This is a genomic window from Bradyrhizobium sp. 25ACV (assembly GCF_054863005.1).
Window position 1 is genome coordinate 125761 of record NZ_JAVAYO010000011.1, and the last position, 13990, is coordinate 139750.

Genomic DNA, 13990 nt, shown 5'->3' on the forward strand with positions numbered 1-13990 from the left:
CCTGCGGCCACCTGGGTGGCATCGACGGACATTGGCGCGACCCGCGAGGAACTAGGCTGGCCCTTAAGAGCCGACTTCGTTACCCGACGGTCCGATCAGCTTCGTTGCTGCGGGACTCGGCTCAGCAGGCACCTGTGACAAGCTGGCCGCACTGCAACATTCAAGTTGCGTGCCAGCTTGGCCAAAATGAAAAATATCGCTATTTTCAGATGATTAGGCGCCAGCCCGAGAATTCCCGGGCGCCGGGCTTTCACGAAATTAGGGCAGCCAGATCAAACTTTGGGCAATGAGCTAGATTGCCTAAAAAATGCGCACCCCCGAATCAGGCCTTCCAACGCCCGACCTCGAAGGCCTCGAGATGCCCCCGGATGTTGTCGGGATCGAAGACCGGCCCGGTGAATGCCCCGAAAGCGGCCGGAGCCTGCTCGGGTGGCCGGCGGCTGAGGGCCGCATCGTAGAGGTCGGGCCTGAACACGGCCATCGCCGTCTTGACGCCCTCCGGATTGAGCGCCGTCTGCCCCCAGCGCACCATCTGCGCATAGAGCCAGGCGGCCTGGACCGGATCGGGCCGCCCTGCCTCTTCCCGCCCCACCAGGAGGTAGCGGCCGCTTTCGCGCACCTCGCCCTCGGGCGAGATCTTCAGGCGGCCGACGAGCGAGCGCTGGATCACCTCGGCATCGACACCGATCCGCTCGGGCTGCGCCAGGATCTGCGCCGCCTCGGTCAGGTTCGCTGGGCTCTCGATGAACGCGGCGGCCTTCACCGCTGCCCGCACCAGCGCAGCGACCACGTCCGGATTCTTGTCGGCCCAGGTCTGGCGGACGGCGAGCACTTTCTCCGCCGCGCGCACCAGAATGTCGGAGACGAAATGCAGGATGTGACCGATGCCGAGATCGACCGCGATCGAATTCCAGGGCGCGCCGACACAGAACGCATCGACATGGCCACTCTTGAGGCTGTCGACCATGTAGGGCGGCGGCAGCACCACGAGGCGCACATCCTCGTCGGGATCGACGCCGGCCGCCGCCATCCAGAACCGAAGCTGATAATTGTGGGTGGAGAACGGGAAGGTCATGCCGAAAGTCAGCGGCTCGGCACCCGCCTTGCGCCGCTTGGCAACCACCTTCGCCAGCGCTTTCGCCGTGGCCATCGGATCGAAGCGGTCGCCGTCGATCTCCTGCATCAGCGCAGCATGGAGCGCCGGCGACACCGTAATCGCATTGCCGTTGATGCCGAGACTGAAGGGCGCGGCGATCGGCACCTTGACGTGACCGAGCCCGAGCGAGGACGCGATCGCGACGGGCGCCAGGAGATGCGCGGCGTCGAACAGGCCGATATTGAGCTTGTCGCGGACGTTGGACCAGGACACCTCGCGCACGAGCTCGACCTCGAGCCCTTCGGCGGCGGCAAATCCCTTGTCGACGGCGACGATCAGCGCGGCGGCATCGACCAGCGGGATGAACCCGATGCGGAGGGGAGCAGTCATTTCAGCATCTCCGACGCGGTGATGATCGACTGCGCGATCTCGCCGATTTTCTTCTTCTCGCGCATGGCGGTCGAGCGCAGCAGAACGTAGGCCTCGTCCTCGGTGAGGCCCTTCACCTTCATCAGGATGCCCTTGGCGCGTTCGATGATCTTGCGGTCCTCGAGCTGCGACTTGGTGCGCTCGAGCTCCTCCTGGAGCTTGGCAAAGGCGTTGAAGCGGGACACGCAGAGGTCGAGGATCGGCTTGATGCGCTCCTTCTTCAGTCCGTCGACGATGTAGGCGGATACCCCCGCCTCGACCGAGGCCTGGATCGAGGCTGAATCGCTCTGGTCGACGAACATCGCGATCGGCCGCTTCACGGCGCGGCTGACCTGGAACATCGCCTCCAGCACGTCGCGGCTGGGGTTTTCGAGATCGATCAGGATGATATCGGGGTCGACCGCATAAATACGGGCGAGCAGGCTCTGCATCTCGCGGATATGGACCACTTGCGTGAATCCGGCCTCCCGCAATCCTTCCTCCAGGATCGCAGCGCGGATCGGGCTTTCGTCGACGATCACGATTTTGGGCGACTGTTCGGCGCTCATAGCTCACTCACGGCAGGTGAATCATCCATAGCACGCCGGAACGCCCTGCAAAGGGTTGTAATTGTGGGCAATTGGGACTAGCTCAGGCCGGTCAATCAGGCAGATTTGGATATGGATCAGACGGCTGCGCCCAAGGTCAGCTTCGTGTCGCTCGGGTGTCCCAAGGCATTGGTGGATTCCGAGCGCATCATCACGCGCCTGCGCGCCGAGGGCTATGAGCTCGCCCGCAAGCACGATGGCGCCGATATCGTCATCGTCAACACCTGCGGCTTCCTCGACAGCGCCAAGCAGGAATCGCTCTCGGCGATCGGCGAGGCCATGGCCGAGAACGGCAAGGTGATCGTGACAGGCTGCATGGGCGCGGAACCCGAGCAGATCGAGCAGGCCTATCCCGGCGTGCTCTCCATCACCGGTCCGCAGCAATATGAAAGCGTGCTGGACGCCGTGCACCGCGCGCTGCCGCCCGCTCACAACCCGCATGTGGACCTGGTGCCGCCGCAGGGCATCAAGCTGACGCCGCGCCACTACGCCTATTTGAAGATCTCCGAAGGCTGCAACAACCGCTGCACCTTCTGCATCATCCCGAAGCTGCGCGGCGATCTCGTCTCGCGTCCGGCCAATGACGTGCTGCGCGAGGCCGAGCGCCTGGTCGGCGCCGGCGTGAAAGAGCTGCTGGTGATCTCGCAGGACACCTCGGCCTATGGCGTCGATCTCAAATATGCCGAGAGCCCGTGGAAGGACCGCCAGGTCCGCGCCAAATTCCTCGATCTCGCGCGCGAGCTCGGCGAGCTCGGGGCATGGGTCCGGCTGCAATATGTCTACCCCTACCCGCATGTCGACGAGGTCATCGCGCTGATGAACGAGGGCAAGGTGCTGCCCTATCTCGACATCCCGTTCCAGCATGCGAGCCCCGAGGTGCTGAAGGCGATGAAGCGCCCGGCGGCACAGGACAAGACGCTGGCGCGCATCAAGCGCTGGCGCGAGGAATGTCCCGATCTCGCGCTGCGCTCGACCTTCATCGTCGGCTTTCCCGGCGAGACCGACGCCGATTTTGCCTATCTGCTCGACTGGCTGGATGAGGCCGAGATCGATCGGCTCGGCTGCTTCAAATACGAGCCGGTTGCGGGCGCGACGTCGAACGCGATCGAGAACCCGGTGCCGGAAGAGGTCAAGCAGGAGCGCTACAACGCGCTGATGGCCCGGCAGCAGAAGATCTCCGCGCGCAGGCTGAAGCGCAAGGTCGGCACGCGCCAGCAGGTCATCATCGACGAGGTCGGCCCGACCGTCGCCAAGGGCCGCTCCAAGGCCGATGCACCGGAGATCGACGGCGCGGTTTATTTGACGAGCCGGCGCCCCTTGCGCGTCGGCGAAATCGTCACCGCGAAGATCGAGCGCGCCGACCAATATGATCTGCACGGCAGCGTCTCGGGGTTCTGACGCTCCAAGACGCCGCCAGCCATTGCGGTCCCCAGCGTTCGCGGGCGAGACCGGCGCGCGCCTCAGCCATTCCACCAGCCCGCGTTCAGGCTGCGTGCGCTGAACTACGGCGATGCACGATACACCGCGCCGACGTTCGTCATATCGCGTTGCCTGACGCCTGCTGTCCGTTCTGCGCGGCGAACACCTCCTTGGCTGCGAACAGCCCGTTCACTGCCGCCGGGAAGCCCGCATAGACGGCCATCTGCATGATGATCTCCACGATCTCGTCGCGAGAAAGCCCGACGTTCAGCCCCGCCTCGATATGCACTTTGAGCTGAGGCGCGGCATTTCCGAGCGCCGTCAGCGCGGCGATCGTCGCGATCTCTCGATCGCGCAGGCCGAGATCCGGGCGGCAGTAAATGTCGCCGAAGGGAAACTCGATCACGTAGCGTGCGAAATCCGGAGCGATGTCGGCGAGTGAGGCGACGACCTTTTCGCCGGCCTTGCCGTCAATGCGTGACAGGGCCCGCTGGCCGCGATCGAAGCGGCTTTCGGCGTGTGTTTGGGCGTGCGTCATTTTCCTTCGTCCTCTGTTCGTCGCCGGCGTAGCCGGCGATCTTGGTATCAAGGACGAGCAGGCATTCCTGGAGTTCGGCAATCTGCGTGCGAACCTGTTCGCGATGGATTTCCAGCATCTGCCGCCGGGCTGGCCCGGTGGCGTCGCCGTCATCACGAAGCGCCGCGTAACGCAACATGTCCCGGATTGGCATTCCGGTGGTCTTGAGCCGACCGAGGAATTCGATCCATGTGAGGATCGATGCGTCAAAATCACGTTGACCGGAGCGATCCCGGTCAGCGTATGGAAGCAGCCCGATGCGCTCATAGTAGCGCAGCGTGTGGGTCGACAAGCCGGTTCGTCTTGCAAGGTCGCCGATCTTCATGTGTGCCCGTTCTCGTACTGACGCACGTACAGATACCCCTTCGAGCGCGCTCTAAGTCAAGGGGGTTCGAAGGTGCCGTTCCCGCGAGGTCAAGCAAGAGCTGGAACGCACTGATGGCGCGACTGCCGAAGGTCTCGGCGCGTCCGGCTCACGGCAGCGTCGCGGAATTCCGAGGCTTCAGGAGGTCGCCAGCCATTTCGGCACCCAGCGCTCCGGGCGCGGGGCGCGGGCGAGATCGGCCTGCGCTTCGGACAATGTCGCCGGCTCGCCGGCGATGGTCGGGCGCACATCGTACTCGAAATTCGGCATGACGCGGCCGTCGGCATAGAGCCCAAAATTCATCGCGTACCACAGGCCAAGCTCGGGCTGGGCGCGGCGCATCTCCTCGCGCAGGTCGCGCAGCAGGGATTCGATCGAGGCGGCTTCCTCGAACGGCTGTGGTCCGTGCGAGAGCACGCGCGCCTCGTATTGCCTGCCGACGATCGCGATCTCGAATCTCGTCCGGTCCCAGGGCTTCTTGCCCTTGGGCAGATGGGCGGCCAGCCGCCAGCCGAGCTCGGCCATCAGGCGATGATTGGCCCAGTAATCTTCGCGATCCCGGCTCCATTTTTCCATGAAGCCGCGGAAATCGGGCAGTTCCGACGAATTGTCGTCGGGCGTCGCCGGCTCGCCGAGCGGTCGTCCGGCCAGCCATTGCGCGAGCTCGACCGTCTGCGGCTCGACCTCGTCATGCGGCTTGAGATCGCTCCAGGCATTGTCGAATTGTTGCGATGTCAGTTTGGCGAGCAGGCCGTCGAGGCTCGGCGCCAGCAATTCGTAGTCGCCCTCCGATCCCAATCCCACGATCGGCGGATTGTCGCGGTCGAGACCGGCGCCGTACCAGCCGCCGACGGCCGAGCCGTCCGGCAGGCGCATGAACAGCGAAAACCTGTCCCGCAAGGGACTGCCGTCGGTGATCGGCGCGTGATCCGAGAATTGCCCCTGCAGCGAGAAGCAGCCGACGCTGCCCCAGGGACGTCCCTTGAGCCAGGTGGCAAAGTCGACAAGCAGCGGCGGCGCTTCGATACCCGGCGGAAATGCGCCGCGAATGCTGTCGAGGTCGATGGGATAAGGCGTATCGGACAAGGCTGAAAACTGTCTGGTTGGTCCCGTCCCTCTTGGTCTCAGCCGAATTGCGTCCGGTTCGAACCAAGTCGCGTCGTTCGATCACAAACGCGCTAGAGGCGCAATGGTTTCGACGCGGTACGCAAATGGAATACGACGAAACATCAGCAATTTGGTTCAAGCTGTCGGCCATCGGCCTCACGATGGCCCTGCTCGCGCTATCCGCCCCCGCTGCGGCGCGATCCCCCTCAGCCGCACAGCTGCGCCAATGGTGCTATGAGGACGACGACGCGGGCAGCGAGGAGCGGCGCATCGAGGGCTGCTCGGCCGTGCTCAAGGCCAATCCCAACGATGTCCATGCGCTCGCCAATCGCGGCGAGATGCTTCGGCGAAAGGGTGACGCCGCGCGTGCGCTGGTGGACTTCAACCGTGCGATCGAGCTCAATCCCGGGCATTCTGACCTCTGGTACAACAGGGGGATTGCCCATGACGATCTCGGCGAGAAAGATCACGCCATTGCCGACTACACACGCGCCATCCGGCTGAACGCCCGCGACCCGCTCTACTACAACAACCGCGGCAACTCCCTCATCGACAAGAACGACTACGAGCGCGCAATCGCCGACTACGATCAGGCCATCAAGCTCGACCCGAAATTCGCGCTGGCCTATTTCAACCGCGGCACCGCTTATCGCAACCACGGCGAGGACGACCGCGGACTTGCGGATTTCGATCTCTCGATCAAGTTCAACCCCAACTACGGCCCGGCTTACGGCAACCGCGCACGCGTCTACCGCGATCGCGGCGACCGGGTTCGCGCGCTGGCTGACTTCGCCAAGTCGCTGCAGCTCAGCCCGAACAACGACCGCGATTTCTATGCGCGCGCGAACATGTATTTCGATGCGCACGATTATGCGCTGGCGCTGGAGGATTACGATCGGTCGATCAAGGCCAATGCGAGCTATCCCGGCACATTCAATTCGCGCTGCATGACGCGCGCGATCCTCGGCCGCCTGCAGGAGGCGCTGGCCGATTGCGATCAGTCACTGAAGATGGCCCCGAACGATCCCTACACGCTGGACAGCCGCGCCCTCACCTACCTCAAGCTCGGCAATCTCGACGCGGCGATTGCGGACTACGACGCGGCACTGAGCATCAAGCCCGCATACGACAGCTCGCTGTACGGCCGTGGGCTCGCAAAGCGGAAGAAGGGCGACAACGAAGGCGCCGAGCGCGATATCGCGGCGGCGAAAGCGATCAACGCTGGGATTGTCCATGAGTTCGCCCATTACGGCGTCGAGTAGGCCTCTTGGGGCGACGAAGATGGACCTGATTAATGCACGCCAGGCGGGTGTTTTGCAAAACGGCCGCTTGACAAGCCCTGCCATTCGGCTGTAGGGACCCGCCCCATGATCAATTCCCGGACCAACCTGCGCACCGAAATGCTCCGTCGTCGCTCCCGCGACGATGAGAGGGTGCGCCATGTCCGACGACGCCGCTGAACCACTGAATTCAGCTGAAGTTTTCGAGAAGGCCGCACCGCAAGGTGCGGCCTTTCTGCTTTTTGCGCCCGTTTTCCACCCGCCTCCAGAGGAGTTCGACATGACCACGCATCCGTACGACGCGCTGATGGACATCACCGCACGGCCCAAGGCCGTGTTCGTCCGCGGCGCGGGCTCCTACCTCTGGGACGATGGCCGCAAGCGCTATCTCGATTTCGTGCAGGGCTGGGCCGTGAACTGCCTCGGCCATTCCCCGTCCGTGATCGCCGACGCGCTTTCCGCACAGGCCAGGCGGCTGCTGACGCCGAGCCCGGCCTTCTACAACGAGCCGAGCCTGAATCTGGCGCAAGCCCTGGTCGCGAACAGCGCCTTCGACCAGGTGTTCTTTGCCAATTCCGGCGCGGAAGCCAACGAGGGTGCGATCAAGCTCGCGCGCAAATATGGCACCCTGCACAAAGGCGGCGCGTTCGAGATCATCAGCTTCGAAGGCGGCTTCCATGGCCGGACGCTGGCGACGATGTCGGCCTCGGGCAAGAAAGCGTTCGAGCCGCTGTTCGAGCCGAAGGTCGCAGGCTTCAAGAAGGCCAAGCTCAACGACATCGCCTCGGTCGAGAAGCTGATCAACGACAACACCGTCGCGGTCATGCTCGAACCGATCCAGGGTGAATCAGGCGTGTGGCCAGCGACCGATCAGTTCTTGCAAGCGTTGCGCGCGCTCACCCAGGCGCATGGCCTGCTGCTGATCTTCGACGAGATCCAGACCGGCATGGGCCGGACCGGAAAACTCTTCCACTACGAGCACACCGGGATTGCGCCCGACATCATGACGCTCGGCAAGGGCATCGGCGGCGGCGTGCCGCTCGCCGCCCTGCTTGCCACCGAACATGCCTCCTGCTTCGAGCACGGCGACCAGGGCGGCACGTTCAACGGCAACCCGATCATGTGCGCGGCAGGGCTCGCGGTGCTCGAGGCGGTCAGCAAGCTCGACTTCCTGAAGTCGGTCGCCGAGACCGGCCTGCTGCTTGAGAGCGAGCTGCAGAAGGTCTCGGCCCGGCACGGGCTCGGCGGTGTGCGGGGACGCGGGCTGCTGCTCGCGCTCGACCTCAAGCTGCCGATCGCACCCGGCATCGTCGCGCAGGCGTTCGAGGAAGGCGTGCTCCTCAACGCGCCGCAGCTCGACACCCTGCGCTTCATGCCGGCGCTGAACGTCACGAAGGCAGAGATCGCCGAGATGATCGATTGTCTCGACGGTATCTTGACCAAGGCTGGCGCGGCACGGCGCGTGGCGTAGGGCCAGTCTCGTTCCTCCGGAGGCAGCGCAGCGTCTCTTCGACGGTGCGCTGCTGATCCGGCGCCCATGTCTCCGCAGCGTCCCGCGTCGCCTTCTGGATCCCGGCTCTGCGCAGCAGCGTTAGAACGCTGCAGCGCGTCCGGGACACGAGAGCTACGGCTTCAAAATCGAAGCCCCCGTGGTCTTGCGGCTCTCGAGGTCGATATGCGCCTTCGCGGCGTCCTTCAGCGCGTAGGCGTGGTTAATCGGCACGTGCAGCTTGCCGTTGATGACGGCGGCGAACAGCGTGTCGGCGCCTTCGAGCAATTCCTTGCGCGTGCCGACGTAATCGTTGAGCTTCGGCCGCGTCGCAAACAGCGAGCCGTGATTGTTGAGCTCGGCGATCGCGAACGGCGGCACCGGGCCGGAAGCGTTGCCGAAGGAAACGAACATGCCGCGCGGCTTCAGGCACGACAGCGAGCCCGGGAAGGTCGCCTTGCCGACGCCGTCATAGACGACGTCGCAGCCCTCGTTGCGGCTGATCTGCTTGACGCGCGCGACGAAGTCCTCCTCGTTGTAGAGGATGACGTGATCGCAGCCATTGGCCTCGGCGAGCTCGGCCTTCTCGCGCGAGCCGACCGTGCCGATGACGTGGGCCCCGAGCGCCCTCGCCCATTGGCAGGCCAAGAGGCCGATGCCGCCGGCGGCGGCATGGACCAGCACGCGGTGATGCGGCTCGACCTTGAAGGTCTTGTGCAGGAGATACCAGACGGTCAGGCCCTTGAGCATCAGCACGGCGCCCTGCTCGTGGGTGATGTGATCGGGCAGCTTGACCAGCTTCTCCCAGGGAAGATTGCGCTCGCCGGTATAGGCTCCGAGATTGTGGTAGTAGGCGACGCGATCGCCGGGATGGAAATGAGTCACGCCGGGCCCGACGGCGACGACCTCGCCCGAGGCCTCGTTGCCGGCAATGAAGGGCAGCCCCGGCGCCTTGTAGAGACCGGTGCGGTAATAGACGTCGATGAAGTTCAGGCCGACCGCATGCTGGCGGATGCGCACCTCGCCGGGGCCGGGCGCCGGGACATCGACGCTCTCGTAGACCAGGGCTTCGGGGCCTCCGACCTTGTGCACACGGACCGCTTTGGTCATCACCTGACCTCCTCTTCTCAAAGGCCAGCGAAAGGCATCGCGCCCGCCTTGTCAACTCGATGTAGCTGAAACGCCTAAACCGACGACTTGCTGGTCTTCCTGCGGTTGCGCTTGGCCAGCACGTTGAAGAATTCGACGGCCGCCGAGAACGCAATTGCAAAATAGATGTAGCCGCGCGGAATGTGGAATTGGAATCCGTCCGCGACCAGGGCGACGCCGATCAGCACCAGGAAGGCCAGCGCCAGCATTTTCGTGGTCGGATGCTCCGCGACGAAGCGCGACACCGGGCCCGACGAAATGTACATGATCAGGCAGGCGATCACGACCGCCGCGACCATGATCTCGATGTCCTGCGCCATGCCGATCGCGGTGATGATCGAATCCAGCGAGAACACGATGTCGATGACGATGATCTGGATGATCACCCAGAAGAAGGCGCTGCCGCCGGATTTCTGATCGCCCTCGCCGTCATCGGCCTCGACCTCGGCGTGGATCTCGTGCGTCGCCTTCGCGATCAGGAACAGGCCGCCGCCGATCAGGATGAGGTCGCGCCAGGAGAAGTCCGAGCCCTTGAATGAAAAGACCGGCGCGGTCAGGCCGATCAGCCAGACCAGGACGCTGAGCAGCATGATGCGGAAGACCAGCGCGAGAGCGAGTCCGATCTTGCGGGCGCGATCCGCCTGTTGCTGGGGGATGCGCGAGACGATCACCGACAGGAAGATGACGTTGTCGATGCCGAGCACGATCTCGAGCGCGGTCAGGGTGAGCAGCGCGGCCCAGGCTTCGGGACTGGTCAACAGATGCATCATGCGAAGGATCTTACCAATCGTATTAATGCATCGCTGAAGCTGATCCAGAGCGCGATCGCGCAGAGCGCGACGGTGACACCGGCGCCGACGCGGAAATCCATCTCCAGCACGTAGAGGGCGAGCAGCGCCCAGATCGCGATCAGCGACATCGTCAGCCAGCGCAGCCGCACGACGCGGACCGGATGCAGCACGTGGAACGGCACGAAGGTCAGCACGACGAGCGCGGCCACCAGCAGCGTCGACCACAGCGGCGGCCAGTGCAGCAGGAACAGATAGAACGCAGCCGCATTCCACAGTGCCGGGAAGCCGCGGAAATGATTGTCGTCCGCCTTCATGCGTAGATCGGCGAAATATAGTGCGCTGGTGACGATGATGGCGACGCCGAGCAAGGGAGCCGCGACCGGCAGCAGCAGGCCGCTGGCGACGATCGCGTAGGCCGGCACGAAGACATAGGTGACGAAGTCGACCACGAGATCGAGCACGTCGCCCGACCAGTTCGGCTGCACGTTCTTGACGTCGAGCCGGCGGGCAATCGGCCCGTCGATCGCGTCGATGATCAGGGCGATGCCCAGCCATTGAAACATCGCCGCCCAGTGCTCGCGCACGGCCTCCAGCATCGCCAATAGCGCGATCGCCGCACCGAACGCGGTGAAGATGTGCACCGAGAAGGCCGCGGCGCGGATCGCCGGTCTCGGCTTCAGGGAATCCTGCTGGGTATCCATGGCTTCTGCTATCAGAATGAAGCCGATTTGCACATCCGCCATTGCGGCGCCCGGTCGCACAATCGGCCATAAAATCAGGCACGATCAGCGGGCTTGAATTTGCCGCAAGGCGTGTCATTTGTCGTTCCATGACAGACGCATCGACACCCCATGACGCCGCTGTGATCGGCGGCGGACCGGCCGGACTTGCCGCAGCGATTGCGCTGGCACAGGCGGGTGCCCGGACCGCGCTGGTGGCGCGGCGCGTTCCCTATGCCGACAATCGCACCACCGCGCTGCTCGGCGCCTCCGTCGAGCTACTGGAGACGCTCGACGTCTGGTCCCGCTGCAAGGACAAGGCCGCCGCGCTCGAGGTCATGCGCCTCGTCGACGACACCGGCCGGCTGTTCCGCGCGCCGGAGGTCCGGTTCTCCTGTCACGAAATCGCGCTCGACGCCTTCGGCTACAACATCGACAACCGGTCGCTGATGCTGGCGCTGGAAGCGCGTGCGGCCGAGCTGCCCAATCTCGTCCGTTTCGACGACGAGGCCGAAAGCGTCGTCATCGAAGCCGACGACGTCGCGGTCCGCACGGCCTCCGCGCAATTTCTCTCGGCCCGCCTCGTGGTCGGCGCCGACGGCCGGCATTCGCTGTGCCGCGAAGCTGCCGGCATCGCGGTGACGCGGCGCGAGCTGACGCAGACGGCGCTGACCTTCAACGTCGGTCACACGCGGCCGCATCGCAACGTCTCGACCGAGTTCCACACGCCGCACGGTCCCTGCGTATTCGTGCCCCTGCCCGGCGACCGCTCCAGCATCGTCTGGGTCTCGGCGCCTGCGGAGGCCGAACGGCTCCGCGGCCTCAGCGATGCCGAGCTGTCGGCCGCGATCGAGAAACAGTCGCATTCGATCCTGGGACGCATGACGGTCGAGCCCGGCCGCAACCTATTCCCGCTCGCGATCGAACGTCCGAAATCCTTCGGCCGCGACCGCATCGCGCTCGTGGGCGAAGCCGCCCATGTGGTTCCGCCGATCGGCGCCCAGGGCCTCAATCTCGGCCTGCGCGATGCCGCCGACATTGCCAGGCTGGCGGGCGAGGTCATCTCAGCCGGCCAGGATCCCGGCGCGCCCGACGTGCTCAAGCGCTACGACCGCGCGCGGCGTCCTGACGTTTTGAGCCGCACCTTTGCGATCGACATCGCCAACCGCTCGCTGCTCAACGATTTCCTGCCGCTTCAGCCGGTCCGTGCCGTCGGCATGCACCTGCTCGGCGCCATCGGCCCGCTCCGGCGTTTCGCGATGCGCGAAGGCCTGACGCCGACCTGGCGAAAGTAGTTCTCAGGGCGCGATAGCGCGCGATGAATTGGATTAAGTTCGATCGGGCCGCGGGCTCGGTGCAACCTCTCCCGCTTGCGGGGGAGGTCGGCGCGCAGCGCCGGGTGGGGGCTCTCTCCTTTTAGGGATTTTCTCTGCGGACTTCAGACAATCCCAATGCGGAGATACCCCCTCCCCAACCCTCCCCCGCAAGCGGGAGAGGGGGCGCACCGTTCGTATCGCCAGCAGTTCTATCCCTCACGGAAACACCAGCCGTCCGCTCTGAAGCAGCCACATCACGCTGGTCAGCGTGACCACGGACGCAAAGGTGCCGAGCAGCACCGCGACGGACGCCGATTCGATCCAGGCATCGTTCTGCCGGGCGATCACGAACACGTTCAGCGCCGGCGGCAGCGAGGCCATCAGCACTGCGGTCGCAGCCCAGGGCTGCGCGAAGGGGCCGAACGCCAGCATCAGACCGAACACCACGAGCGGATGGATCAGGAGCTTGACCGCGATCACGCCCGGCACTTCCCACGGCACCCGGTCGAACGGACGGAGTGCCACGGTCACGCCGAGCACGAACAGCGCGGTCGGCGCGGCGGCGTTCTGGAGGAAGGTGATGGTGCGGTCGAGCGCGACCGGCAGCTCGATATGGAGCGCCGCGACCGCGGCGCCAAAGCAGGCCGACATGATCAGCGGGTTGAGCACGATCTGCTTCAGCACGACGCCGAAAGCGTGCACGATCGAGGGATGGTCGCGGTCGGAGAGCTCGATCAAGAGCGGCACGATCGTGAACAGGAAGATGCTGTCGCAGCAGAAGATCAGCGCGGTCGGCGCCGCAGCCTTGGTCCCGAGCACGGCGAGCGCCAGCCCGGGCCCCATGTAGCCGATATTGCCGTAGCCGCCGGAGAGACCTGCGAGCGTCGCCTCGCGCAATGTCAGCCGGCCCAGAACCTTGCCGACCACCAGCGCCAGGGTGAACGCGGCGACGGTGGAGAGCGTGGTCGCGACCAGGAACGGCGGGTTGTTCAATTCCGCAAACGGCGTCTTCGACATGATCGCAAACAGCAGCGCCGGCAGCGACACGTAGAGCAGGAAGAAGTTCATCCAGGCGAGGCCCGATTCCGGCAAGGACTTGGCCTTGCCGCAGGCAAAACCGACGAAGATCAAGCCGAAATAAGGCAGCGCAAGATTGAGGATATCGACCATTGGTGAAGTGTTTTCTGAAGACTTGGGGGCTATCTGCCCCTGAAGTGAACGTTAATTCCAGATGAGGCCACTAGCATCGGCCACAATCCTGGTCTATCGACGGGGAATGATTAAAGCGCGGACCGCCAAATTCCAGATCGGACAGGTCGTGCGCCACCGGATCTTCTCGTTCCGGGGCGTGATCTTCGACATCGATCCGGAATTCAACAACACCGAGGAGTGGTGGCTGTCGATCCCCGAGGAGGTGCGGCCCCACAAGGACCAGCCGTTCTACCACCTGCTCGCGGAGAACGCGGAATCCGAATACGTCGCCTATGTCTCGGAGCAGAACCTTCTGCCCGACGATTCCGGCGAGCCGGTCCGGCATTCCCAGGTCGCCGAGATCTTCATCAAGAACAAGGATGGCGGCTACCGCCCCCGCAATCCCTCGCTGAACTGAATTTCACCGGCAGACGGCCAACAAAAAAGGCGCTCGATATGAGCGCCTTTTTCATGCA

General features: G+C 64.4%; 14 protein-coding genes. 5 read left to right on the plus strand and 9 right to left on the minus strand.

All coding sequences use genetic code 11. The features are described from left to right. Nucleotides 1–322 precede the first annotated feature (322 nt). Nucleotides 323–1486 (minus strand): CmpA/NrtA family ABC transporter substrate-binding protein, encoded by a 1164-nt coding sequence (locus RAD04_RS24750; protein WP_461625858.1) that lies wholly within the window; start codon nucleotides 1484–1486, stop codon nucleotides 323–325. Beyond that, nucleotides 1483–2073, minus strand: a complete 591-nt coding sequence (locus tag RAD04_RS24755; RefSeq protein ID WP_008564898.1) for an ANTAR domain-containing response regulator — start codon at nucleotides 2071–2073, stop codon at nucleotides 1483–1485. Before RAD04_RS24755 ends, RAD04_RS24750 begins: the two co-directional genes overlap by 4 nt. A 111-nt stretch (nucleotides 2074–2184) precedes the next feature. Between RAD04_RS24755 and rimO the strand changes: the two genes are divergently transcribed. After that, a complete protein-coding gene (gene rimO, locus RAD04_RS24760; protein WP_461625859.1) occupies nucleotides 2185–3510 on the plus strand; it encodes a 30S ribosomal protein S12 methylthiotransferase RimO in 1326 nt (441 codons plus the stop codon). A 139-nt stretch (nucleotides 3511–3649) separates the two neighbouring features. Here the strand turns inward: rimO and RAD04_RS24765 are convergent, their stop codons facing one another. The 3 genes from RAD04_RS24765 to RAD04_RS24775 form a co-directional block, all read right to left on the minus strand. After that, nucleotides 3650–4069: a carboxymuconolactone decarboxylase family protein gene (locus tag RAD04_RS24765; protein WP_461625860.1), complete on the minus strand. Its 420-nt coding sequence runs from the start codon at nucleotides 4067–4069 to the stop codon at nucleotides 3650–3652. Then, nucleotides 4002–4433, minus strand: a complete 432-nt coding sequence (locus tag RAD04_RS24770; protein WP_091963536.1) for a MerR family transcriptional regulator — start codon at nucleotides 4431–4433, stop codon at nucleotides 4002–4004. The genes RAD04_RS24765 and RAD04_RS24770 overlap by 68 nt, the downstream gene beginning before the upstream one ends. A 177-nt stretch (nucleotides 4434–4610) precedes the next feature. Next, nucleotides 4611–5558, minus strand: a complete 948-nt coding sequence (locus RAD04_RS24775) for a hypothetical protein (protein WP_461625861.1) — start codon at nucleotides 5556–5558, stop codon at nucleotides 4611–4613. 125 nt (nucleotides 5559–5683) lie between these two features. Here RAD04_RS24775 and RAD04_RS24780 point away from each other — a divergent pair, with 125 nt between their 5' ends. Both RAD04_RS24780 and RAD04_RS24785 read left to right on the plus strand, forming a co-directional pair. Further along, the gene (locus tag RAD04_RS24780; RefSeq protein WP_461625862.1) at nucleotides 5684–6841 is read left to right on the plus strand and encodes a tetratricopeptide repeat protein; all 1158 of its coding nucleotides are present in this window, start codon (nucleotides 5684–5686) and stop codon (nucleotides 6839–6841) included. A gap of 298 nt (nucleotides 6842–7139) precedes the next feature. Beyond that, on the plus strand, nucleotides 7140–8330 hold the full coding sequence (locus tag RAD04_RS24785; protein WP_461625863.1) for an acetylornithine transaminase: 1191 nt from the start codon (nucleotides 7140–7142) through the stop codon (nucleotides 8328–8330). 153 nt (nucleotides 8331–8483) lie between these two features. Here the strand turns inward: RAD04_RS24785 and RAD04_RS24790 are convergent, their stop codons facing one another. From RAD04_RS24790 to pcsA, 3 genes are all read right to left on the minus strand, one after another. Further along, a complete protein-coding gene (locus tag RAD04_RS24790) occupies nucleotides 8484–9458 on the minus strand; it encodes a quinone oxidoreductase family protein (RefSeq protein ID WP_461625864.1) in 975 nt (324 codons plus the stop codon). Between the two features lie 74 nt (nucleotides 9459–9532). Further along, nucleotides 9533–10267 (minus strand): TerC family protein, encoded by a 735-nt coding sequence (locus tag RAD04_RS24795; RefSeq protein ID WP_091963521.1) that lies wholly within the window; start codon nucleotides 10265–10267, stop codon nucleotides 9533–9535. Next, nucleotides 10264–11031: a phosphatidylcholine synthase gene (pcsA, locus tag RAD04_RS24800; RefSeq protein WP_461625865.1), complete on the minus strand. Its 768-nt coding sequence runs from the start codon at nucleotides 11029–11031 to the stop codon at nucleotides 10264–10266. The genes RAD04_RS24795 and pcsA overlap by 4 nt, the downstream gene beginning before the upstream one ends. An 86-nt stretch (nucleotides 11032–11117) precedes the next feature. On the opposite strand from pcsA, the gene RAD04_RS24805 reads away from it, so the two are divergent. Beyond that, entirely contained in the window at nucleotides 11118–12302 is a 1185-nt protein-coding gene (locus RAD04_RS24805) for a UbiH/UbiF family hydroxylase (protein ID WP_461625866.1), read from the plus strand. A 237-nt stretch (nucleotides 12303–12539) separates the two neighbouring features. Here the strand turns inward: RAD04_RS24805 and RAD04_RS24810 are convergent, their stop codons facing one another. After that, nucleotides 12540–13493, minus strand: coding sequence for an AEC family transporter (locus RAD04_RS24810; protein ID WP_461625867.1), 954 nt, complete (start codon nucleotides 13491–13493; stop codon nucleotides 12540–12542). A 106-nt stretch (nucleotides 13494–13599) separates the two neighbouring features. Between RAD04_RS24810 and hspQ the strand changes: the two genes are divergently transcribed. Further along, entirely contained in the window at nucleotides 13600–13932 is a 333-nt protein-coding gene (gene hspQ, locus RAD04_RS24815) for a heat shock protein HspQ (protein ID WP_126257599.1), read from the plus strand. Nucleotides 13933–13990 lie beyond the last annotated feature (58 nt).

Bases quoted from the DNA above. Each gene is read 5' to 3' on its own strand.
- RAD04_RS24785 (WP_461625863.1), top strand. From the start codon at position 7,140: ATGACCACGCATCCGTACGACGCGCTGATGGACATCACCGCACGGCCC.
- RAD04_RS24750 (WP_461625858.1), bottom strand. From the start codon at position 1,486: ATGACTGCTCCCCTCCGCATCGGGTTCATCCCGCTGGTCGATGCCGCC.
- RAD04_RS24755 (WP_008564898.1), bottom strand. From the start codon at position 2,073: ATGAGCGCCGAACAGTCGCCCAAAATCGTGATCGTCGACGAAAGCCCG.
- rimO (WP_461625859.1), top strand. From the start codon at position 2,185: ATGGATCAGACGGCTGCGCCCAAGGTCAGCTTCGTGTCGCTCGGGTGT.
- RAD04_RS24790 (WP_461625864.1), bottom strand. From the start codon at position 9,458: ATGACCAAAGCGGTCCGTGTGCACAAGGTCGGAGGCCCCGAAGCCCTG.
- RAD04_RS24765 (WP_461625860.1), bottom strand. From the start codon at position 4,069: ATGACGCACGCCCAAACACACGCCGAAAGCCGCTTCGATCGCGGCCAG.
- hspQ (WP_126257599.1), top strand. From the start codon at position 13,600: ATGATTAAAGCGCGGACCGCCAAATTCCAGATCGGACAGGTCGTGCGC.
- RAD04_RS24780 (WP_461625862.1), top strand. From the start codon at position 5,684: ATGGAATACGACGAAACATCAGCAATTTGGTTCAAGCTGTCGGCCATC.
- RAD04_RS24805 (WP_461625866.1), top strand. From the start codon at position 11,118: ATGACAGACGCATCGACACCCCATGACGCCGCTGTGATCGGCGGCGGA.
- RAD04_RS24795 (WP_091963521.1), bottom strand. From the start codon at position 10,267: ATGATGCATCTGTTGACCAGTCCCGAAGCCTGGGCCGCGCTGCTCACC.
- RAD04_RS24770 (WP_091963536.1), bottom strand. From the start codon at position 4,433: ATGAAGATCGGCGACCTTGCAAGACGAACCGGCTTGTCGACCCACACG.
- pcsA (WP_461625865.1), bottom strand. From the start codon at position 11,031: ATGGCGGATGTGCAAATCGGCTTCATTCTGATAGCAGAAGCCATGGAT.
- RAD04_RS24810 (WP_461625867.1), bottom strand. From the start codon at position 13,493: ATGGTCGATATCCTCAATCTTGCGCTGCCTTATTTCGGCTTGATCTTC.